This window comes from Mariniflexile maritimum (assembly GCF_009746565.1).
In the GTDB taxonomy this organism is placed as follows: Bacteria; Bacteroidota; Bacteroidia; order Flavobacteriales; family Flavobacteriaceae; genus Mariniflexile; species Mariniflexile maritimum.
Map to the genome: position 1 here is coordinate 1 of NZ_WRPN01000018.1, position 21208 is coordinate 21208.

Annotated in this window: 20 protein-coding genes and 1 pseudogene; 3 read left to right on the forward strand and 18 right to left on the reverse strand. The window is 31.5% G+C overall.

Annotation, left to right across the window (positions count from 1 at the left end; all coding sequences use genetic code 11):
• Nucleotides 1-81: integrase core domain-containing protein (locus tag GQO80_RS16035; RefSeq protein WP_157208113.1), on the forward strand; the 81-nt coding region annotated here is incomplete at its 5' end.
• 130 nt (nt 82-211) lie between these two features.
• On the opposite strand, the gene GQO80_RS15260 is transcribed toward GQO80_RS16035, so the two are convergent.
• The 17 genes and pseudogenes from GQO80_RS15260 to GQO80_RS15340 form a co-directional block, all read right to left on the reverse strand.
• On the reverse strand, nt 212-1471 hold the full coding sequence (locus tag GQO80_RS15260; protein WP_232333205.1) for a glycosyltransferase: 1260 nt from the start codon (nt 1469-1471) through the stop codon (nt 212-214).
• Nucleotides 1472-1480: 9 nt separating this feature from the next.
• Nucleotides 1481-3322 (reverse strand): ABC transporter ATP-binding protein, encoded by a 1842-nt coding sequence (locus GQO80_RS15265; protein WP_157209224.1) that lies wholly within the window; start codon nt 3320-3322, stop codon nt 1481-1483.
• A 30-nt stretch (nt 3323-3352) separates the two neighbouring features.
• Nucleotides 3353-4453: a glycosyltransferase family 4 protein gene (locus GQO80_RS15270; RefSeq protein WP_157209225.1), complete on the reverse strand. Its 1101-nt coding sequence runs from the start codon at nt 4451-4453 to the stop codon at nt 3353-3355.
• A 43-nt stretch (nt 4454-4496) separates the two neighbouring features.
• On the reverse strand, nt 4497-5642 hold the full coding sequence (locus GQO80_RS15275; RefSeq protein ID WP_157209226.1) for a glycosyltransferase family 9 protein: 1146 nt from the start codon (nt 5640-5642) through the stop codon (nt 4497-4499).
• 336 nt (nt 5643-5978) lie between these two features.
• Nucleotides 5979-6977 carry a fasciclin domain-containing protein gene (locus tag GQO80_RS15280; protein ID WP_157209227.1) on the reverse strand — a complete coding sequence of 333 codons (999 nt, stop codon included), beginning with the start codon at nt 6975-6977 and terminating at the stop codon, nt 5979-5981.
• A gap of 54 nt (nt 6978-7031) precedes the next feature.
• Nucleotides 7032-7592, reverse strand: a complete 561-nt coding sequence (locus GQO80_RS15285) for a hypothetical protein (RefSeq protein WP_157209228.1) — start codon at nt 7590-7592, stop codon at nt 7032-7034.
• Between the two features lie 67 nt (nt 7593-7659).
• Nucleotides 7660-9030: a porin family protein gene (locus GQO80_RS15290; RefSeq protein ID WP_157209229.1), complete on the reverse strand. Its 1371-nt coding sequence runs from the start codon at nt 9028-9030 to the stop codon at nt 7660-7662.
• A 6-nt stretch (nt 9031-9036) separates the two neighbouring features.
• Nucleotides 9037-9582 carry an RNA polymerase sigma factor gene (locus tag GQO80_RS15295; protein ID WP_198037802.1) on the reverse strand — a complete coding sequence of 182 codons (546 nt, stop codon included), beginning with the start codon at nt 9580-9582 and terminating at the stop codon, nt 9037-9039.
• An 899-nt stretch (nt 9583-10481) separates the two neighbouring features.
• A complete protein-coding gene (locus GQO80_RS15300) occupies nt 10482-11330 on the reverse strand; it encodes a DUF4249 domain-containing protein (RefSeq protein ID WP_157209230.1) in 849 nt (282 codons plus the stop codon).
• Between the two features lie 4 nt (nt 11331-11334).
• Complete coding sequence (locus GQO80_RS15305; protein ID WP_157209231.1) at nt 11335-13710, reverse strand: TonB-dependent receptor; 2376 nt, start codon at nt 13708-13710, stop codon at nt 11335-11337.
• 108 nt (nt 13711-13818) lie between these two features.
• Nucleotides 13819-14742, reverse strand: coding sequence for an NAD(P)-dependent alcohol dehydrogenase (locus tag GQO80_RS15310; protein ID WP_157209232.1), 924 nt, complete (start codon nt 14740-14742; stop codon nt 13819-13821).
• Nucleotides 14743-14874: 132 nt separating this feature from the next.
• Complete coding sequence (locus GQO80_RS15315) at nt 14875-15891, reverse strand: trypsin-like peptidase domain-containing protein (RefSeq protein ID WP_157209233.1); 1017 nt, start codon at nt 15889-15891, stop codon at nt 14875-14877.
• Nucleotides 15892-15940: 49 nt separating this feature from the next.
• The gene (locus GQO80_RS15320) at nt 15941-16558 is read right to left on the reverse strand and encodes a hypothetical protein (RefSeq protein ID WP_157209234.1); all 618 of its coding nucleotides are present in this window, start codon (nt 16556-16558) and stop codon (nt 15941-15943) included.
• A 140-nt stretch (nt 16559-16698) separates the two neighbouring features.
• Nucleotides 16699-17238, reverse strand: a complete 540-nt coding sequence (locus tag GQO80_RS15325) for a hypothetical protein (protein ID WP_157209235.1) — start codon at nt 17236-17238, stop codon at nt 16699-16701.
• A 199-nt stretch (nt 17239-17437) separates the two neighbouring features.
• Nucleotides 17438-18061 carry a hypothetical protein gene (locus tag GQO80_RS15330; RefSeq protein ID WP_157209236.1) on the reverse strand — a complete coding sequence of 208 codons (624 nt, stop codon included), beginning with the start codon at nt 18059-18061 and terminating at the stop codon, nt 17438-17440.
• A gap of 65 nt (nt 18062-18126) precedes the next feature.
• Nucleotides 18127-18717, reverse strand: a complete 591-nt coding sequence (locus GQO80_RS15335; RefSeq protein WP_157209237.1) for a Crp/Fnr family transcriptional regulator — start codon at nt 18715-18717, stop codon at nt 18127-18129.
• Nucleotides 18718-18888: 171 nt separating this feature from the next.
• A pseudogene (locus GQO80_RS15340) lies at nt 18889-19192 on the reverse strand (transposase); the annotation flags it as partial.
• Nucleotides 19193-19461: 269 nt separating this feature from the next.
• Between GQO80_RS15340 and GQO80_RS15795 the strand changes: the two are divergent.
• Both GQO80_RS15795 and GQO80_RS15350 read left to right on the forward strand, forming a co-directional pair.
• On the forward strand, nt 19462-19707 hold the full coding sequence (locus tag GQO80_RS15795; RefSeq protein ID WP_198037803.1) for a hypothetical protein: 246 nt from the start codon (nt 19462-19464) through the stop codon (nt 19705-19707).
• 635 nt (nt 19708-20342) lie between these two features.
• A complete protein-coding gene (locus tag GQO80_RS15350; RefSeq protein ID WP_157209238.1) occupies nt 20343-21152 on the forward strand; it encodes a CPBP family intramembrane glutamic endopeptidase in 810 nt (269 codons plus the stop codon).
• Here GQO80_RS15350 and GQO80_RS16040 read toward each other — a convergent pair.
• On the reverse strand, nt 21131-21208 hold the full coding sequence (locus GQO80_RS16040) for an IS3 family transposase (protein WP_394351014.1): 78 nt from the start codon (nt 21206-21208) through the stop codon (nt 21131-21133). The genes GQO80_RS15350 and GQO80_RS16040 overlap by 22 nt on opposite strands.

Genomic DNA, 21208 nt, shown 5'->3' on the forward strand with positions numbered 1-21208 from the left:
TGGATACACGATTACAATTATAATAGACCACACAAATCACTTAAAAATAAAACACCAATTCAATACCGATTAAATGAATAAAATTCTATTTTTGAATGGATCGAATTTTGGGGAAGCTTACATATTGACTACCTGTTTGGTTTGTTTTTTGTTGATTATATCAGTTTTAAAAACTTCTATCATATATAAATTTATAATTGTTTTTTAATTTTTAATTTGTCCTTTTTAATTTTCTGGTTTTGTTTTTAAGAAATACAATAAACCTAATTATTACGTTTTTTTTCATTCTATGAATCTCTCTTCGAAGTTGTGCATTTTCGATTTTTGCAAGCTGTAATTGATTTATCAAATAAACGCTTTGATTTTGATTTGTAACCAATTCATCAAAGTTGGTATAGATATAGTTTAATCGATTTTTTATAATTGTACCAACAGCATAAAAAGACAAATTTTCTTTAACAAACAGTTCAGCATTTACAGCTTTTTTTGTCCGTAAATCTGAGAATTCATAAGCATTCCTTAATTTTTCAACGGCATCACTAAGTAATGGGTTGGCCCATAATGTTTTAGAGCAAAAGTTTCTATCTGGATTTTCAATGTAACTAAGTTTATAATCAATGAGGAAACTATTGTTGTCATTCATAAATTCTGTATTGCCTGAATAATTCGTTGCTATAGTTGGTTTCCCCAAGTACATGGCTTCCGCTAGTGTTAACCCAAATCCTTCAGAATGGTGCATGGATACGTAAGCATCGCAAGTATTTATCAAGTGGTCAACACTGTTTTTGTCGAGTTCCAAATCATAAATTTTTATGTTTTTCGACGTACATTGTTCCAAACGTTGTTTTTGTTTTTTGTGTTGTTTTCCACCAACAGTTTTAATAACCAATTCTACATCATCGCTAGCGCCAAATGCGGTTTTAAAAGCCTCAATCAAGAAAAATGGATTTTTCCTTTCTGTAGAGCTGTGGAAACTAAACATAAACAGAAAGCTAAATTTCTTGCCATCAAAAAAATCGATTGTATTATTATTTTGAAGCGGATTGAGGTGTACTTCAACAGGGTGGGGGACTATTATTATGGGGTTTTTGTATGCTTTTTGGAATATATTTTTGCAATATTCAGAAGGCGTCCAAATTTCATTGAAAAGATCTAGGTTTTCGACCAATTCTGGAGCTATGTATTCTGATTCCCATACTAAGAAAAGAATCGAGTACTTATTTTTAAATAAATTGGGGTCAATAATGGCAATAAATGATTCAAGATCCTTTAAGGATAATTGAACTAAATTAACATCATAATTTAATGAATACTGATAGCTGGTGTTTTGTTTTACTTTTTCATAATTAATTAAATTAAGAGGAATATCTAATTTTTTTGCCGCATTTATATTTAATCTAACGGCTTCTCCTAAGCCAAACATACTTTCGGTATATCCAATAATATTAAGTCCTTGTATATGTATTTTCATTTGAGTTATTTATGCTAGTTGAAAAACTTCAAAAGATTGCAGTGAAACCAAGTTGTTATATGTTCCCTTCATTTTTAATAGCTCTTCATGAGTACCTTGCTCTACTATTCGTCCTTTTTTCATAACTACGATAAGATCTGCTTTTTGAATAGTCGAGAGCCGATGTGCTATAACTAATGAAGTACGGTTTTCCATCATGTTTTCAAGGGCATTTTGAACCAATTTTTCAGACTCAGTATCTAATGCCGAAGTAGCTTCATCCAAAATCATTATTGGAGGGTTTTTCATAACCGCTCTGGCTATGGCTATGCGCTGACGCTGACCTCCAGATAGTAAACTGCCACCATCACCCACGTTGTTTTGGTATTTGTTAGGGAATTCAGAAATAAAATTATGTGCATTTGCAACTTTGGCAGCTTCAGTAATTTTTCCCTCATTAGCATCGTTGATGCCTAAGGATATATTGTTTGCTATGGTATCATTAAATAAAATGGAATCTTGAGCAACAATGCCCATTTGTTCTCTCAAAGATTTTGTGGTTACATCTTTAATGTCTACACCATCAAAAGTGATGCTGCCTTCATTTACATCATAAAAACGTGTGATTAAATTGGCAATGGTAGACTTCCCACTTCCAGATTCTCCTACCAAAGCCACTATTTTTCCTTTGGGAATTGTAAGGTTAAAGTTTTTAAGTACATAGTCTTCTTTATACTTAAAAGACACATTGTTAAATTTTATTTCATGTTTGAATTCAGTAATTACTTTAGCGTTCGGTTTGTCTTTTAAAGGATTTTCGGCATCCAAAATAAAAGCCACCCTCTCATAAGCGGCATTTCCTCCTTGCAGGGCATGATTTGCTTTTGTAATGGCCTTCGCTGGTGTTAGGATTTGATACGCTAAACCCATGTATGCTATAAAAGCGCCACCACTTAGCGATTGGTCAATTAGGACTAAAGAGCCCCCATAAATAAGTAATATGGAAATGGCGAAAATACCTAAAAACTCACTAGCTGGGGCTGATAAGCTCATGACTTTGCCAATGGAATTGTTAAGGTTATTTATGTTTGTTGTAAAGTCATTGAACTTTTTAGAAAAAAAACTTTCTGATGTGAAGTTTTTTATAATTTTTATACCTCCAAGGGTTTCTTCTATGTTAGACAACAATTGTCCTTCTAATGAAAATATATCACCAGATTGACTTTTGATACCTTTGCTAAGTTTAGAAATTAAAAATCCAGAAACAGGAATAAAAAAGAATACAAAAACGGTTAATTTCCAACTTATGGCAATCATTGCTATTAATGTGAAAAGAATGGTTAAGGGTTCTCTAATCATCATCAAAATACTCATAAACGAAACTTTTATGGTGTTGATGTCCGAAGTCATTCTAGCAATAAGATCTCCTTTTCGTTCATTAGAAAAAAAGGCAACATTCAAGCTTATTACTTTATTATAAACATCCTGCCTTAAATCTTTTAAAATACCATTGTTTAAATAAGTCATGTATAAAATAGACAAATAACTAAACAGGTTTTTAAGCAAAAAGGTACTTAATACAAAGCCTACAATAGTGATTAGTGTAACTAAAGGCCCCTTGGAGGCGTTCATGCTAGTAATAAAGTAATTCAGATAGTCTTCAATGTAGTTTAAGTCAAAATCTTTATAGCTATTTAAAACAGGTTTTACCTTTATTTTTTTGCCTTCATCAAATAGTACTTTTATCATAGGTAAAAGAGAAAGCATGGATATTGAGGAAAAAAGGGCATAAAGTATGTTGAACAATATGCTTAATATTTGTTGTTTTTTGTAAGGTATAAGGTATTTAAGAAACCTTTTAAAGTTCTTCATTTAGTAGATAGGAATTAAATATAATGAGTGTTATTTTTCTAAAATGCTTTTATAAACATGTACATAATCTTTGGCAGCTTTTTCCCAAGTGAACTGTTGAGAACGATTTATGTAAGCAGATTCAAATGCATCTTTATTGCCTTCAAAGGTGTTCATGCCAGCTTCAAAAACATTTGCCATATCTTCTGCATCGAAATTATCCCAATAAAAGGAATGTTTGCCACCTATTTCTGGTAAAGATGTTTTATTGGAAAGGAATACAGGTTTACCAAATGTCATGGCTTCCAAAACAGGGAGTCCGAAGCCTTCACGCAAAGAAGGAAAAGCAAAAGCAAGACAGTTTTTGTAGTAATATATTTTATCTGATTCTGGAATATTGCCTAATAAAACAACCCTATTCTCTAAGTTATAACGTTGTATTTTTTCTTTTAGAAGTTCAGCATAGGCTGACCTTAATCCGCCAGCGATAACCAAAACGATGTCGCTTAAAAATCTTAACATTTCTATTAATGTATGAAAATTCTTTTTTTCAACTACTTGTCCAATTGAAAAAATAAACGGTTTGTTCGGGATGTATTTAGTGTGATTGATTTCTGTTTTTTCTGCTGTGTTATTGATAAAATTGTTGCCATTATATATTACATATTCCGGTATATCTGGAACATGAAAATGTGCGTGGGTGTTTTGTTTGGCAAATTCAGAAACATACACAATGGCAGAACTTCTTTTTATTTTGTTTTTGAGTTGATTGATCCTGAAATCTAAACGTTTACCAGATTCCTCTTCTAAAAAGTTTACATCATGAATGGTTAACAAATAAGGTACATTTTTAGAAGCTGGTTCTATTTTTGTGTTTTGGTTAACCGAATGCCACAAACTAAAATTTTGCCTCATTCTAAAAAGTGGGTACCTTGTTATTGGCATATATTTATTAAAAGAAATATTGCCATTTAGCTCGTCTTTTACGCTTTTATTGTTGCAATTAAGAATTACTTCATATTCACTTAGAAACTCAGTTTCTTTACTTAAGGCTTTAGCCAAATTAAAATTGAATTGTCCAAAACCACTATGCAGGTTTTTTATATTGTGTGTTTCTAAAAAAATATTTTTAGGTGGATATGGTGTTTTCATAAATAGATTTGTTAACTTTTTTATAAGAGGAAATTGAATAGCATTAATATTGGTTAGCAACCTTCGCATAAGGTGCCGTTTGTGGTAGTTTGGATAGATTGATAATTGAGTTTGGTTTTCTTATACTGATATTTTTATCAAGAAAATAATTAATCTTTTCTTTAAAAAGTGAAGGTTTGAATTTACTATATAGGTAAAGAGCATCATTTCTTAGTTTTTTTGTTGATTTTCCAGTAATAAGTAAAGGCTGATAATCTTTTAAGTGTACTGCTTCATGATATTTAATATATTTAAAAGTTTCCCACGTTTCCTTCTCTACCCAAGGAGAAAATATACTAAATGTTGGCACATTAAGCCCCTTAGCCATATTGATAGCACCTCCTTCATTCCCTAATAGCGCGTTGCAATGATACAAGATGCCTAAGAAATTACGCAACTGTGTGACATAAACATTAAATTTGATTTTCGATTTTGATGCGGATGAGCAAATATTGTATAACTCCTCTGCCTGTTTTAATTGCGACGGCATATAATTAAATAACAAGGTAAATTCTCCCTGAGATGTTATGTGCTCAATTATTTCAGCCATATACGTCAATGGGTATGTTTTGGCAGTAGTGCTTCCTAAAATATTGATCATAATAATAGGATTAGAAAAATTAATATTGTTTTTCTCTAAAAACGACCTTGCATTCAATATTTCATTATTTGTTAAATATATTTTTGGAGGATTCGCAATTTCTTTTATGTCACCAATTAGTGGTTTGAGTAATTTTAATCTATTCTCAACAGCTAGACCTAAATTGCAGTCTTCAGATTTTCTATATTTAAAGGTTTTGGTATATAGTGTTCTGGAGTACCATTTATCCATTGAAATTTTAATATTGGACATAGAAAACAAACTAACTAAAATACTCTCCAATTTGCCATAAGCATCTATAACAACATCATATTTTTCTTGGGTTATCCCTTCCAAAAATCTATAGAATAACCATTTACTATTCCGTAAATCTTCAGTAAAAAAAATGATGCTGTCTATGTATGGGTTATTAGTAACAACAGCTTCAGTATTTAAGTTTATTAAATAGTGGATATTAGCGGTTGGAATATTTTTTTTGATTTGTTCACAAAGCATCGTGCTTAAAAGAACATCACCAATCATTTTTTGTTGAATAATGAGGATTTTCATAGTTAAAGATATTTAAGGGCTTACATATTGCTTTTTGTAGATACTTTTTTTAAAATATGTTTTAATTAATACTAATCTTTTTTAATGATTTATAATATTTCAGGTATTTTTATATTCCAGAAGTATGCTGTTTAGATGAAAAAAAAGCAATTGGTTGCTTTAAAAAAATGTTAAATATTGTCCCAAAGATTTTTTATAACAAAACCCATGATTTTATTTTGGAAAAATCATGGGCTGGGTGAAATTAAAGATTGCTATTAACCTTCTTACACGGAATACTGGATATGAAAATGCTATTTCATTCGTTTTATAGTAATACCTCATTTTAACTTATTATTAGTTTTGAGTATTTGGTATAAGAACGGATTCGATAGAGTGGATTATACCATTCCTAGTTTTAATATCAAATATTAAAATTTTAATGTTTTCATTTCCTAAGCCGTCTTTAATAGTAATATTATCAGTTTGTTTGGTAAACACTAGATTATCTCCTTCTAAACTTTTTGCAGATTGTAAACCATCTGTTAATGATTTTTTAGAAATTGATTTCGTTGCGACTATATGATGTTTTAAAATTGGAATCAATGTGTTTTCATCGATGTCTTCAATTTTATCCCAATCATCATTTGTTTCTAATAATATATCTATGGCATTGTTATTTGGGGCAAAAATTGTAAAAGGGGCATCATCGGTTTCTAAACTTTTTAAACTGGATATAAAATCGTAATTGGGTGTAGCTGTTGTGAGGCCTTTATGGAAATTTGAGAACTGGGTATCAAGTTCTAAAAAGGTTGCGACTGTAGGTATTGCTATAATGTTATCAACCAAATGGATTATACCGTTGCTTGCTTCAACATCTACAACTTCATCATCTAGTTTTGTATTACCATTTATGCTTATTTCGTCATCAACTACTTCTATAAAAAGTGAGTAATCTGCTCGCGAATTCACATATTTTTTATCCATATCCAATAAATCTTCAGTAACCAGAACATTTGTGGGTATAATGTGATTTAAAATTATTTTTTTTAATTCCTCTTTAGGTACATCTTCTACTTTATCATAATCATTTTCCTGTAAGAAGTCTTTAAAAGCATCATCATTTGGAGCTAATACAGTATATTTTTTAGTCCCATGTAAGTCATCCAAAAAGTTAACTCGATCAAGCGCTTTTGTAAATAGTTTTACTTTGGTGCCATTTGATAATAGTACAGCAATGGTATTATTAAATGGTATAGGATCATTATCATTTACACATGAAGTTGTCAATACAAAAAAAGTAATTGATAGAATTAATGACTTAATTACAATTAATGGTGTTCTTGAATTTATCATTTTTATTAATTTTTCTTTTTTATAGCTTTTTTTCAGTTCAATAAATTGAACTTATTAGGGAGTAGTGGAAACGTTACAATCACCTGTACAGTCAATATTAACTAGACTACATGCATCCCTAACGGTAAAGTTTGTCTTGTCTATCATATCTTTTTTTAGGGTTTTAAAAGCTTCTTCTAGTTTAATTACCAAGGCGTCTATTTCTGTGCCTGAGTTTTCATCGCAATCGTTAGCCAACGCTTTTACATAAATTGTACTTAGCATTGGGTTGGAAAAGAAAAGGACACCATCCCAGATAATTTCATATTTAACATCACAATCTTTTGGTTTTAATATTTCTATGGTTAAAACATTTCCTTCGCGTTTTACCTTTGAAATTTTGGTTTCAACTTGACAAAAATTGTCTTGACCTCTTTTTAAGTCGGTGTCTTTATACTTTTCAGCATTTGCAAAAAAAGTATAAGGCCCTTCATTTACTTCATAATTATCTTTTATTTGCAGTTTATCTGTAACTTCATCTTTTGAGCTATCGCAATTAAACAGAATAATGCTTACTACTAGGGTAGGGATGAAGACGACCCATTTGATACTAAAATGATTTTTTTTGAATTTCATAATTTTCGATTTTTTAAGGTTTATATCTATACGTTAGATGTTTATTGAACGCTACAATGAAACTAGCTTATTTAGAAAAAAATAATTTTAGGGTTAAACCAGCCGAGTGTATTTTGTAGCCTTCGCTAGTTAGAGTGCTTAACGGATATTTATAAAAAGGTTGAATTTCATAGCGTACGTTATTTGACAAAAGAGATCTGTATCCAATGGATAGATTGATGGTACCTACAGGAGAAAACCGCACGTTATCATTTTTAGAAGTTTCTTTTGTAGTAGCAGACTCGGTTGTGGTATAGGTTTGAATAATGCCATCATTAAACTGGAAAACTTCTACTTCTCGAAAAATGGTTGAGGAACGCTCTGTATTTTCTTTAAATGTTACATAAGACGATATGCCTGCTTGTAGATAAATTTTATTATTGGCGAGATTGTATGCAAAATTTATAGGAATATCGATACTATGAAGGTTTGTTTCGTCACGGTTTGTTGTTTCCTTTATATCTGAATAGATACCCGGTGTTGTTCTGTCATTTGTAACACGTAATGTGTTGAATATGGTTCCTGTATTGAAATATACATTTGAATTATTAATGGGGACATTGATTTCTAACCCAGCACCAAAATTTGAGGAAGCTATAGATTGTGAGTTGTCTGCACCTGAGCCATAACTTGGTGATACCAATAAACCTATTTGTATATTGTTATTTAACACTTCAGGCTTCTCATTATCACGGTTGGTTTCAATGAATATGTCTAGATTGTTAGCCAACAGGTCTGGTTGATTTTTAGGCAACGTAATTTTTAATGAGGCTTTGGGCTGCATTTTAAATTCCTTTATTGGTTTTTTTATAAAAGCAATGGCTTCGGCATTTTTATTTGAGTTAATAAGTTGTATTTGTTCTTTTGAGTTTGTTGTTGCTACATGCGTTTTTTCATTTTCTTTTTTGAATAGTTTATGTTTAGTACCTGAATTTTTCAGCACAGAGTCACCATGTTTTTCAAAGGTATTGCTAGTAATAATGTAGTGGTTGTTTGTTTTTTTGGTATGATTCAGATTTAACTTATTCTTTAAATCGTTTTGAATAAGTATGGTATCATTCGGATTGTTTGTGACTGTTTTTGTTTCCTCATTATTGAATAGTTTTTTATTTGTTTTTTCTTCTGGATGGTTATTGTAAGGTGCTTTTAACCCCTCTTTAGTAATGATGTTTTTATCATTTTTATGGTCTGGAGCTTTTTTCAAAAAGGAAAAACCAATAGCAATTATTATGATTACTGATGCAGCAACTTCTCTAAAATACAAGAAGATTATTCGGCGTTTTTTCTCTTTCTTTTTCTCCAAAAATTTTTCCCAAGCACCCTCTTGGTAGGCTTCATTATGGTTAGGAAGCAGTTCTTTTATTTTCAGAACTATTTTTTTATCAATATGCTCGTTCATTTTCAATTAATTACAATATTTTACAACTACATCTCTCAATCTTTCTTTTGCACGTGTTAGGTAAGTTCTTGATGAGCTTTCAGCAATATTTAAAACTGCTGCTATTTCTTTGTGGTTATACCCTTCAAGCTCATACAGATTGAATACTACTTTTAGCATATCGGGTAATTGTGCTATCAGTTTATGGATGTCATCAACTGTTAATTTATCAATTGCTTCTATAGAAGGCAGTTCTCCATTAAGCTCATAAAGATCGAGGTGATGTGTGAATTTTTTATTCTTTCTTAAATGATCTATGGCTGTATTGATGGTTATTTTTCTTAACCATCCCTTGAATGGTTGGTTAATGTCAAAGGATTTTATGGAATCGAAAACTTTCATAAATGTATCGTCTACAATTTCTTGTGCAATTTCGCGATTAGAAGCATATGACAAGCTTATGGACATTATATATCCATAATACTTTTTATAAAGGAGTTCTTGATCTTTCCTTATTTTTTTTATACAACCAAAGATTATTTCTACATCTTCTTCCTTTTTACCGGTATTCAAACTTGTATAATGTTTATTGGTTTAGTTAAAAAATAATCTTTATATGCCTGTACGTAATGAAAGCTAAAAACGCTACAGTTATTTTTATATAGATGCCAAAATGAAGAAAAAGTATATGGAAATATTTAAAAAGAATAATTGTTTGGTTGTGAGAAGGGTAGTGCTACACTATGAGAAAAGGGTAAGCACTTACTAAATATTATCTTTTGGTTTAAGGCTTTTGTTAGAATTTTTTTGGGATTTATTATGTACTAAAGGCTCATCTAAAAGCGGACTTATGTGAAAACCAATATTACTAACTATTTTAACAATTAAATTATTGTCAATTTAGCTATTAGAGAGTTCCATATTAGTATCATCGCAATCCTCTAGTTCGAAGTTAGTTTTATACTTTGATAGGTTTTGTTGAAGTTTGTTAATGACTTCTTTGCTTGCTTCTATACAGTGATATTGGTTTTAAAATTTTCAACCATTTTATATATAGTAATTAAAGTTTGGTACAATTAAAAATTGGTTGATATTAAATAGAGGTTGTTAGAAATCAACCTCTATTTGTAATATTTCATAAGCGTAATTATTTGAGCATTTTTTTTACGGTGAAGGTTGAACTTCAGAGTTGATTTTCCAAATACTTCATTGTTATATTTTGATCTTTAATTTTTTGGACATTAGTTTTTTGAAGACCAACGGGTTTATATTTCATTTTTAGATTATATGATTGTCCGTAATAAAGCATAAAACTATGTTACAAGTCAGATCGAGCGCAGTCGAGACCTCATTTTGAAGTTGTTAAGTTTGATAATAGCTCGACTGCATTCGAGGAAACAGTAATTTATGAAAGATTAGGGACAATCAATAGATTATTGTTGATTTATTTTAATACTAATTAAAACGACTAATTATTGAAATGTGTAGTTTGTTTTTACAACTTCAGTAACTCTAAAATAACCAAAAGCATAATTTTCTGGTGTGGTCACATTGATGCAATTTCCTTTTATTTCGGCTGCAACCACAGAAAATGGATTGCCACCGTTATAATATTGATTTATCAACAAATTCATGAAATTATAATACTGCTCGGAAATACCATATAGATTAATATACACAATATCACCAGTTTGAAATGGTGTTTGGTTGTTGTCAGGGTTATCTAGTTTTTCATAGAAATCTAACATTTCATTTCCATTTGTAAATTCGTCGGGAAATGTATAAAAATAAGGGAACAAATCACCTGTTTCATGGTAGCGGGTCATATAGTTGTTGCCTTCGGTCGGTGGGTCATCAAAATAAATATTGACCTCTAAAAGCTCATCATCCAATCCGCCTTTAGTAGACTGACTTATTGATTTTATTGCTGGAACCGCAGTTAATGTTTCTACAGCGGTATAAGTTTCGTTATTGTAAATAACTTCTAACTGATATGTATCTCCAATAACTGGAACAAAACTGGTTGTGGTATAAGAGCCATTGTTCTGGTCGGAAAAAATAAATATGTCATTTGTTCTAGTATTAGAAACCTTTACAGATGCTCCGGTGACGTTTGTATTGGTGTCTATATTAAAATAAGGGGTTGAGGTTCTTAATTTAATAGTTTGGTTACTGCCTGTGGTTCCCTTTTCCCAATCTAAAGATGCTTCAATAACCAATCTTTTTTTTCCTGTTGGCACTTCTACTTCAATTATATCTTCACAAGCAAAAAGTAAAAAGCCAGTTAATAATATTACTGTTGATTTTATAAATAGTTTCATGTTTTTAAAATTTAAAATTATATGTTACTGATGGTATAATACCGAAAATTGAAAGTCTAGAAGCTTCATTAAGTCCGGTTTCGTTATTCTGCCTAAAAGCAATGGAGGCGGCATTTTGTCTATTATATATATTGTAAATACCAAACACCCATTCGCCTTTCCATTTTGTTTCAGTTTTTTTATTAGGGATATAGTTGGCCGAAATATCTAACCTATGATAACTTGGTAAACGGTTTTCATTTCTGTTGGAATAAACAGCAATTGATAAATCCTCATAGGTGTATTGACCATTTGGATACGTCACTGGACGTCCTGTTTGAAACACAAGATTGGAATTGAATGTCCATTTACTGTTCAGTTTATAACTTCCTGTAGCAGATATGTCGTGGGTTCTGTCTTGAGGCGTATTATACCAAAGGCCTTTATTAATACCGGGGCCACCAGCTTGCCCGCCCAAAGTTCGTTGTTCCGATTTCGATAAGGTGTAAGCTAACCAACCCGTAAAGGTTCCTTTGTTTTTTCTGAATAAAACTTCCAGTCCGTAGGCTCTGGCTTCACCATTTAAAATTTCGTTTTCAATATTGTTATTACCTATTAAATTGGCTCCATCTATATAATCGATACGATTGTTGATGGTCTTGTAATACGACTCTAATTCTAAGGAATAATTATTATCCGTAAAGTTTTTGTAATATCCTATAGCAAATTGATTGGAAATTTGCGGTTTAATGTAGGTTCCGCTTGGTGTCCAAACATCTAACGGGGTAACAGAAACAGTATTTGACAGTAAGTGTAAGTATTGAGCCGATTTTGTATAGCTTGCTTTAACGGATGACCTTGGGTTAAATTGATATGATAAACCTAAACGTGGTTCAAATGTATTGTAAGTTTTTATGCGTTCGGTTTTTTCATAAAAGGTTTCATCGGAGATTACTCCTTTTTCATAAATTCCTAGTTTGCTGTTATAAACTACTGGTTTGTTGTTTACATAGCTTGCTATATTTTGACCACCAAATCGAGAGAATTGGCTTTGTCTCAATCCGTATTGTAATGACAGTTTTTCGTTAATGTTATGTTCTGCATTTATATATAAGGCACATTCAATAGCTCTGTTTTGATCTAATTTTAAATAGTTAATAGAAGAGGTTTCGGATGTTGGACTTATTTCACCTGGATTTAAATTATAGCCAATGCCACTAGCACCAAAATCGAGTTGAATTTTATCGTTTAGGTAATACTTAAAATCATATTTTAAATTATAGTTTATAATGTTCGCTATCCAATCCATTTTAACAAAATCCAAAATAATTTGATAATCATATTTGCTATATATTAGTGATAGGTTTGAGAATAATTTATCATTAAAAATATGATTCCAACGAATGTTTCCAGTAGCGTTGCCATACGTGTTTTGAATAAAATTGGAAAGATTAAAAACATCCCTTCCAAAATAGCCTGAAAGGTAAATGCGGTTGTTTTTGTTCAATTCGTAATTTGTTTTGAGATTTAAATCGTAAAATGATAATTTATCGTCTTTAAAGTCTTCGGACGCTTTCATAAATAAATGAGCATAAGAAGATCTCCCTGCAACTAAAAAAGAGCCCTTATCTTTTAGAATAGGACCTTCTACGGCAAGCCTACTAGAAATTAGACCCATGCCGCCAGTTAAAACAAAATTTTTGCTGTTACCGTCTTTTTGCCTAACATCGAGAACAGAAGAAACACGACCCCCATATTTTGCAGGAATATCACCTTTGTAAAGCTTGATATCCTTAATGGCATCGGTGTTAAATACTGAGAAAAATCCAAAGAAATGCGATGTATTGTAAATAATAGCTTCATCCAATAAAACCAAATTTTGGTCTACTGCACCGCCTCTAACGTTAAAACCACTGGATCCCTCACCATTATTGGTAACTCCCGGTAACAGTTGTATGGATTTTAAAACATCTACTTCTCCCATAACCGCAGGCATTTGCTTTATTGTAGAAGCATTCAGTTTGGATACGCTCATTTCGGGTGTTTTTATAGATATTTGCTCAGTTTCTTCGGCTATAATAACGACCTCTTCTAAACTGGTGGATTGTTCTGTCAACTCAAAATTTAGAGTTTCATCTTTTTCTAAATAGATAGATTCAGAAAGTGTTTGATAACCGATATACGAAATTGTTAAAATGTATTGACCTTGTGGGGCTGTAATTGAGTAAAAGCCATACTCGTTGGTTACGGTTCCAATGGATGTTCCTTTTATAAACACGGTAGCTCCCAATAGGGTTTCCCCATTATTGGAATCCTTAATGGTTCCTCTTATACTATGTGTTTGTTGCGCTGACAGAATGAAACTTAACAGCAGATTTAGGCCTAAAAATAAATGCTTCATTTTTTGATTGTTTGATTTTATAAATGTGATTGAATAATAATTTGTGTCTGATTTTTTATGGTAATTAAATAGATCAAAGAACTCAGAATACTATCTGAATTAGTGGATTTAACTGTTAATATCAATTACAACATTGCCTTTTTTACGACCAGAATCGACATATTCATGGGCCTCTATTATTTCCTCTAAAGAAAATGTTTTATCAATATTGGCATGAAGTTGATTTGACTCAAAAAGAGTTTTTAGAAATGTTAATTGTGCTTTGGTTTCTTTGGCGTAGTCCAACCCCTTTACAGATATGTAGGTGCCATTTTCTCTTAAAATTTTTTTGCAGTCTTTTTTGGAGATTTTTCCAACGGCATCAAAAACGATATCGTAGGTGTTTGATGGCAATGTAAAATCCGCTTCAGTATATACTATTACATAGTTACTACCCAGCTTTCTGGCTAATTTTTCACCTTCATTACTGCAAACCGAAGTAACTTGGGCCTTGTAATATTTAGAAATTTCTATGGCAGCAGTTCCAACCGATCCTGTTGCGCCATAAATTAAAATATTTAAACCCGGCATTTTTGTAATAGCCGTTTTGTTTAAGAAATATAATGCGGTACTACCACCAAAAGACAATGCTGCAGCCTCTGCGAATGTCGCGTTCATTGGCTTTTTAATGAAAACATCATTTTTATTCAATACAATATACTCGGCATACGTACCAAATTTGAAACCAGTTATGCCAAATACAGTGTCTCCCGTTTTATATGTAGATACTTTTTTGCCTACTTTTTCTATAATTCCAGAAAATGTAATTCCTAAAACAGTATTTCTTGGTTTATTAAAACCTATTACTAAACGCATGAAAAATCTTAGAAGAAATCCATCAACTTTTAATCCTCTAACTCTAACATCTCCAGAGTTTACCGTTGTTGCCATTATTTTTATTAGAACCTCATTGTTGTTTGGTTTGGGTTTTGGTAAGTCTACTAATTTCAAGACATTAGGAGGGCCATATTTTTCACAAGTAATTGCTCTCATATTTTTATTTTATCATTTTTTGTGAATTTTTTATCTATTTATTGTTGAACATTAAGTTTTTGGTTGGCAAAAAATCTTTCTGCTCTTATGAGAGTTTAAGAGGTGCTAAAAGCAGGAGAAATAGTTTGGTTGTTAAATTTCACCACTTATAAATGGTTTTATTTTTTCCTTATTGGATACAGACAAACTATTGTAAAAATCAATCATCTTATTTCTTACATAATTTATTTTTACAACTCTCACGATGTTTTTGCTATTACTACTAGTACTGGCTCTAACCATGATGCCTAATAATTCTCCAGAATTATTAAACACACCACCGCCACTCATGCCTGCAACAGCTTTTGCTTGAACTATAAATTCTACATTTTCGTTGTATGGCACATTGCCCTCTTCATCACCTTCGTCTTTTAATATTTTTAAAACTGAAATTGCTTCAGAATCAGTTAGTATATTTCCCATTGTCACTGCCCCATTGGGGTATGCTTTATTATCCTGCGGATATCCGATAAGTATTGCCTTTGTCCCTGGTTCATGGTTACTCCATGTATTAACGGCTAGCGTTCTATTAGATGGGTCATACATATCTAGTTGGGAATTAATTTTGACTGTAGAAGGATATTGTGGGAATGCTTTCTGTTCTACTCTTTGATTATCAACCACCCCTAAATAAAAATCTTCTATTGGTAATATTGTGGTATTTGTTACCGAAGATGAAATTTCGAAATGCATAAGCGGAAAGTCGGCAATCAAGGTTTTACCTAATTCAATCACACCATTCTTTTGAGGAATTTGAGAGCCTTCAAAAATGCCTTTGTTTTCTTTGGTTATATCAAAAAACTCTGGGTTTCTTGTGCCCCAACCACTTATTCCGTAAACATGGTTTGCACTAATATAAAGACCTAAACTATAGTCATTTTTTCTGCTCCAAATAGTTTTGGAACCAGGTCCTATTTTGCCAACACTGCCTCTTACTTTGTTCAATAAGGCAATTAAATCTTGGTCATTACTAGCTAATGCTTGTTCTATTTTTAAAAGTTCTTTATCGCCATTAGGAATAATAGTCTTTGGAATATTATCGTCCTTCGAACATGAAGAATAAAAAGTAATGGCAAATAATGTTATCAAACATGTTTTTTTAATTTTCATTTTGCACTTTTTTTGATTTAACTAGTGTAATGTTTTTAGGTTTTTTTTCTTAAAAAAGGCTATCAGTATCCCTTAATTTTATTTTTACGGTTTCGCCATCATTTTTAATTTCAACAACTTTTGTTGCGAAAGCCCAGTCGTTTACATTGTAATGATAAATACGTTCAATAGGAGCAGAACCTATATACCCGCCGTATATATTATAAGTGTGGGTGTAGCCTTCTGTTCGCGTAGTGCTTTTGGTTCTAATAAAACTAAACTCTGAAATTAGGAAATAGCTCCCCGTCTTTAAATTAATAAATTCAAAATTTCCTTCATTATCTTTAACTTTAGTTCTAATAATACATTCAGAAGCACCTTCGGGAAAAGGAAGTGGTTCTTGATTTTTTTTTGCGGCCTTTTTGTTGTAATCAAACCAGTTTTTAAAAAAAGCGGTATAAGGTATTAATACGACTTCTGTACCTACCGGTGCTGGTTGTTTTTTATTAATGTTTATGATAGCAATCCCTTTAATTGGAGCTTGGTTGTCTTTGGCAAAGGCTTCTCCTTTTATTGTAGAATGTCCTTTTGCAATTAACTTTAAAGTTTCTTCTTTATTAAAAGTTTCATTTTGAGCATGTACAATATTCAAAATAAATAGGGGGATAATATAAATTAAATGTTTCATGGTATCAGTTATTAAAAGAATAGTCTTCTGAAAAAAAAATTATCGTCACTACTGTTGCATGGTGTTGTTAAAACAGCGATCAATAAATATTTTACTACCTATTTTAAAATTCCTTTTTCATAAATAGTTGGTCTTTAAAATTAATTTGGTGTTGTATTACCATGTTCTCCATAATATCTTGGCAAATAGAATGAGCCCTCGGTTACTGAAATAGTTTCGGTTAGTTGTGTTTCTTCCCAAAGGATACCTTGAAAAGTTCCTTTTACATAAGTGCTTGTAACTTCGGTTATTTGCAGCGTAAAATCTTTAATGTTATTGATATCAGCATCAATGTAACCTACCTTGTTGCTGTTGTGAAATTGAAAAAGCATGTTATGTGTAGCACTGCTGTAAGTGCCAACAGAAACATTGCTCAAGTTATCGATATCACAAGTGAAGAAAGGATAAACGTTTTGCAGATTATTTCTAGCATATAGATTTAGCGCAAAAATAGTTGGTCCACCCTGTAAGAGAGCTTGTGAGTAATTGTTAACCTCTATTAATTGGCCGTTAATTCTAGCTTTTATATAAAAATTAGTACTATTCCCATCGTCATCTGGAGAACTACTGCTACAAGCGTAAAAGCCAAGTATGATGAATAAAGCAAAAATTAGTTTTAAGGATTGTTTAAATTTTTTCATGATGCATTTATAATAATTGTAATTGTAGTTAAATTGATTTTTCTTCTTTTCAAGTGTTTTTATTGATATTTTTAATATCTGCCAGTAGTTTAGCTATGTGATTTTAGGTATGGTTTTTTAAAAAACCTTGAAATCTAGCCTGTGTCTGTATGATGCTAATTTTATAGTCTAAGTTATAATTCTACCCTTCAAAAAGCGGCTAGAAATTATAGCCAAAATGCAATCCTGGTTGGCCGTAGAAAAATCTTGACCATTTATCGTCAACACGTTGAAAGGAATCTGGCATTTTTGATTGATAGGGGCGATGAGTAATGGCTATTGAAGGTTGTATAAAAAACTGATCTTTGAAAAGTTTAATGTGATAACCAATGGAATACGTGTTAAAGATTTGAAAACCATTGTCGATCTTATTGCCATTTTCGTTTTTAAAAGTTTGAAAAGCTGGCATCATGTCTACTTGGGTAAAAAGACCATTCCATAAAAACCTGTAGTAAGCAAGTGAAACGCCGTATTCACGGATATAACCAGGAAACCCTTCGCCATCTGCTTCAAACGATTTTCCATAAGGAATACCAATGGGCCAGCCATATTTCCAAGTTTTAAATTCAAGCGAAATAACATCCTTTCCTGTTATGCGATACCCTAAGTTTAGATACACCATATTAGGTGGGTTGTTGTCTGGTACTAAATTGGCCAACATAAATAAGGTGCTGCCTACAAAATACTTATTATAAATACTATCTTGTTTGGTATATTGTGCTTGAAGTTTTATTGTACTTGCCAATATTAAGACAAAACCAATGAATAAACTTTTCTTTTGCATTTCTTTTTTTTAAGATATTGCAAAAGTATATTGGTGAAAAACTATTAATCGTTCACTTAAGTTAATTAATTTACTTTGTTTTTATTTTTCTCAACAATTCTAGCTCTTAATCTGCTTAAAGACTGAGGTTTTATCCCCAAATAGCTAGCTAATTGGTGCTGTGGCACACGTTGAATTAGGTCTGGTCTTTTCTGCATTAAATTTAAATATCGTTTTTCAGGAGAAGACATCTTAAACTCGTCAAAGTCTATTTGTTGTTTTGCTACAAGCTCTTCAGATAAAATCCTACAAAGAGTTTCAAATTTTGGAAATCTATCAAAACTTTCAGCTTCCATATCGGGGTTTGTGACTATTATAATAGTGTCTTCTACACAAGATATGTAATATTCAGAAGGTGTTTTGCTTATAACACAATGAGGCGTCAAGCCTTCCATTTCTGTATAGAAAGCGGTTGTTTTTTCTTCACCATTTATAATGTAATATATTCGTATACAACCTTTTAAAACAAAATAGCCTTCATTGGATTTTTGTCCTTCTTTTAAAAGGGTTGTATCCTTTTTAATTGTTTTAAAAATATCTAAAGAAGTGATAAAATTCTTTTCATCTTCTGTTAGCGAAACATATTTTGATATAAAGTCTAATAGTGAATTTTGCATTGTTTATTTTATTGTTCCAAATGTTTGATGACTTTCCTTCAAATGTAATTTTTTTTCTTAGATCAAATGGAGTTTTATAAAATAAATTGCGCAGGAAATTTCTATTAAACCCCTATAAATTTTAGATTTATAGGAGGTTTTAAGAGAACTGAGCTAAAGAACAACTCTTTTTTAGACTAATTTTGAAACAAAGTTCTCATTATATGGCACTCCCGATTTAGCAATTGTAAATGCATGTTTCAATAATTTATTGCACACAGCCAACATTGCAAGTTTTTTACTTTTTCCTTTGATTCACATTACGCACATATAAGTCCCTGCAAGCCTTGTTATATTGACAAGCCGTAAAACTGCTCAAGAACAATTGGTTTCTTAATATTTTGTTACCTATTTTACTTATCCGACTGAGCCCCCGAACACTACTGCCCGAGTGCCTAAAGGTTGGTGTAATACCTGCATAACAACACAAATTAGCCAAACAGCAAATAGCCTTTGACCAGTTTAAGACTTCTTCAACTGAACAATAGTATCTCAATATAAATGAAAAAAGACCTGACCTAATTCAACTTGTACCACAGCATCAATTAGCAAGTTACCTTGGTATAAAACCACAATCACTAAGCAGATTCAGGGCAAGGATTATTGGAAAAAAGCGTTAAGTAGTATTTATTAACTTAAGTGAACGAGTTGTATCCTTTCGCTATTCTAATTTTGCAGTATCATTTAATATCAATTAAAAAGCATATGCAAAATAAAATTTTATGGATAGGACTTGTCTTAATGTTTGTAAATGGTTTACAAGTAAACGCCCAGTATATTGAACAAGACAGTACTTACAAAAAATGGTTTGTAGGGAGCACTCTCTCTTTGCTAGGAAATTTTGACCAAACAAATAACCCTGAATATATACAATTGAATGTGGATTATCGAATAACACCTAAAGATTTAGTTTCAATTAGGTTTAAAGGTCAATTTATGCTTGGCCATTAGGATTTCCTTTCGAGTCTTCATCATTTACTGCACCTGGACAAGGTTAACCAGGACACGCTCGCATACTTGCACCCACGTTAGGATACCAACGTTTTTGTTAGCAAGGAGCTTATACATCTGTTTTAAGCACTGAATGCTTTTGAAAAATATTTTGACTTAAACAAAAACAGGATTGGAAACGGTTATACATTATATTTAGATTTTTATGCAGGTTATCAATTTAAGTTTTTTAAAAACCGATTCTTTTTGAACCTGCTATTGGAATTAGTACTTGGCCTATAAGAAGTAATGTTCCAGAATCTTTTAAAGCAGTAGAACTAAAATGGCCAAGATATTTTATTCAACCGGGTTTTGATTTTGGATTTAATTTTTAGCTATTTTAACTGACCTTTGTAAGTAAGATATAACACCAGCCACCATCAGCGAGTATAAGAAATAACTGGTCAGCGCTATATCAAAGGTCAGTACCATACTGAAAGTGAAGCGCTTTTAATCCGCTACTTCTCATACACGCAAAACGATAATAAATAGAAAACAATTTAACTTAAAAAAACAAATATGTCATTGAAAAATTACACATTAAAACCGTGACCAATATTTTGTAACAAATCAACAATCAATTCAACAAATTAATTATGAAACAATTAATCAAAAAAATATTGTACTTTCCAATTACCAAAATTATCGTAGGCATTGTAGTTCCCTTTTCACTATTCGTAGTGATTCAAAACTTTGTATTAAAACCACTTTTTTATAGCATCATTCAGGATAAAAGTATTGCTGCCCCAATTATTCACTGTGTTTCCATGGTAGTTTTACTATCTGCCTATTACTATTTATTCCGTTTTTATGATAAAAGAAAAATAACAGAGCTTTCCATAAAATATTTGCCAAAAGAAATGTTCGGTGGGTTTTTATTTGGCTTTCTTACAATTTCATTATCCACTTTCATTTTATACTTATTAGGGTTTTATCGGGTTATCAGTATTTCAACAACTGACTATTCCATAAAGTTTTTCACGGTATTAATGTTGGCCGCCTTGGTTGAAGACCTATTTCACCGAGGGTTAATAGTAAGGGTCTGTGAAAATTGGTTAGGTACTCACCTAACCCTCGTCATTGCAATGTTTGTAGAGCTTCAACACATTTTTAATCCCAATTCCGACCTGTTTAGTTTTTTCTTTTACTTGATCTGGGGATTTACTATGGCTATGATGTTTATATATACTAAAAGGATATGGTTGCCTTTTTTCTTTCATTTAGGCTGGAATTTTGCTCAGCCTTTTTATGGATCCAATCTCACAGGGACAAATGATACGGGCAGTATTATTCAATCTAAATTTACAGGTCCTGAATTATTAACAGGAGGAGCACTTGGAATTTGTAAGCTTCCCCAAAATTCGATCCATTCAAAAATAGAATTTTATTCATTTAATCGGTATTGAATTGGTGTTTTATTTTTAAGTGATTTGTGTGGTCTATTATAATTGTAATCGTGTAT

Bases quoted from the DNA above. Each gene is read 5' to 3' on its own strand.
- GQO80_RS15260 (WP_232333205.1), bottom strand. From the start codon at position 1,471: ATGAAAATACATATACAAGGACTTAATATTATTGGATATACCGAAAGT.
- GQO80_RS15265 (WP_157209224.1), bottom strand. From the start codon at position 3,322: ATGAAGAACTTTAAAAGGTTTCTTAAATACCTTATACCTTACAAAAAA.
- GQO80_RS15270 (WP_157209225.1), bottom strand. From the start codon at position 4,453: ATGAAAACACCATATCCACCTAAAAATATTTTTTTAGAAACACACAAT.
- GQO80_RS15275 (WP_157209226.1), bottom strand. From the start codon at position 5,642: ATGAAAATCCTCATTATTCAACAAAAAATGATTGGTGATGTTCTTTTA.
- GQO80_RS15280 (WP_157209227.1), bottom strand. From the start codon at position 6,977: ATGATAAATTCAAGAACACCATTAATTGTAATTAAGTCATTAATTCTA.
- GQO80_RS15285 (WP_157209228.1), bottom strand. From the start codon at position 7,592: ATGAAATTCAAAAAAAATCATTTTAGTATCAAATGGGTCGTCTTCATC.
- GQO80_RS15290 (WP_157209229.1), bottom strand. From the start codon at position 9,030: ATGAACGAGCATATTGATAAAAAAATAGTTCTGAAAATAAAAGAACTG.
- GQO80_RS15300 (WP_157209230.1), bottom strand. From the start codon at position 11,330: ATGAAACTATTTATAAAATCAACAGTAATATTATTAACTGGCTTTTTA.
- GQO80_RS15305 (WP_157209231.1), bottom strand. From the start codon at position 13,710: ATGAAGCATTTATTTTTAGGCCTAAATCTGCTGTTAAGTTTCATTCTG.
- GQO80_RS15310 (WP_157209232.1), bottom strand. From the start codon at position 14,742: ATGAGAGCAATTACTTGTGAAAAATATGGCCCTCCTAATGTCTTGAAA.
- GQO80_RS15315 (WP_157209233.1), bottom strand. From the start codon at position 15,891: ATGAAAATTAAAAAAACATGTTTGATAACATTATTTGCCATTACTTTT.
- GQO80_RS15320 (WP_157209234.1), bottom strand. From the start codon at position 16,558: ATGAAACATTTAATTTATATTATCCCCCTATTTATTTTGAATATTGTA.
- GQO80_RS15325 (WP_157209235.1), bottom strand. From the start codon at position 17,238: ATGAAAAAATTTAAACAATCCTTAAAACTAATTTTTGCTTTATTCATC.
- GQO80_RS15330 (WP_157209236.1), bottom strand. From the start codon at position 18,061: ATGCAAAAGAAAAGTTTATTCATTGGTTTTGTCTTAATATTGGCAAGT.
- GQO80_RS15335 (WP_157209237.1), bottom strand. From the start codon at position 18,717: ATGCAAAATTCACTATTAGACTTTATATCAAAATATGTTTCGCTAACA.
- GQO80_RS15795 (WP_198037803.1), top strand. From the start codon at position 19,462: ATGCAAAATAAAATTTTATGGATAGGACTTGTCTTAATGTTTGTAAAT.
- GQO80_RS15350 (WP_157209238.1), top strand. From the start codon at position 20,343: ATGAAACAATTAATCAAAAAAATATTGTACTTTCCAATTACCAAAATT.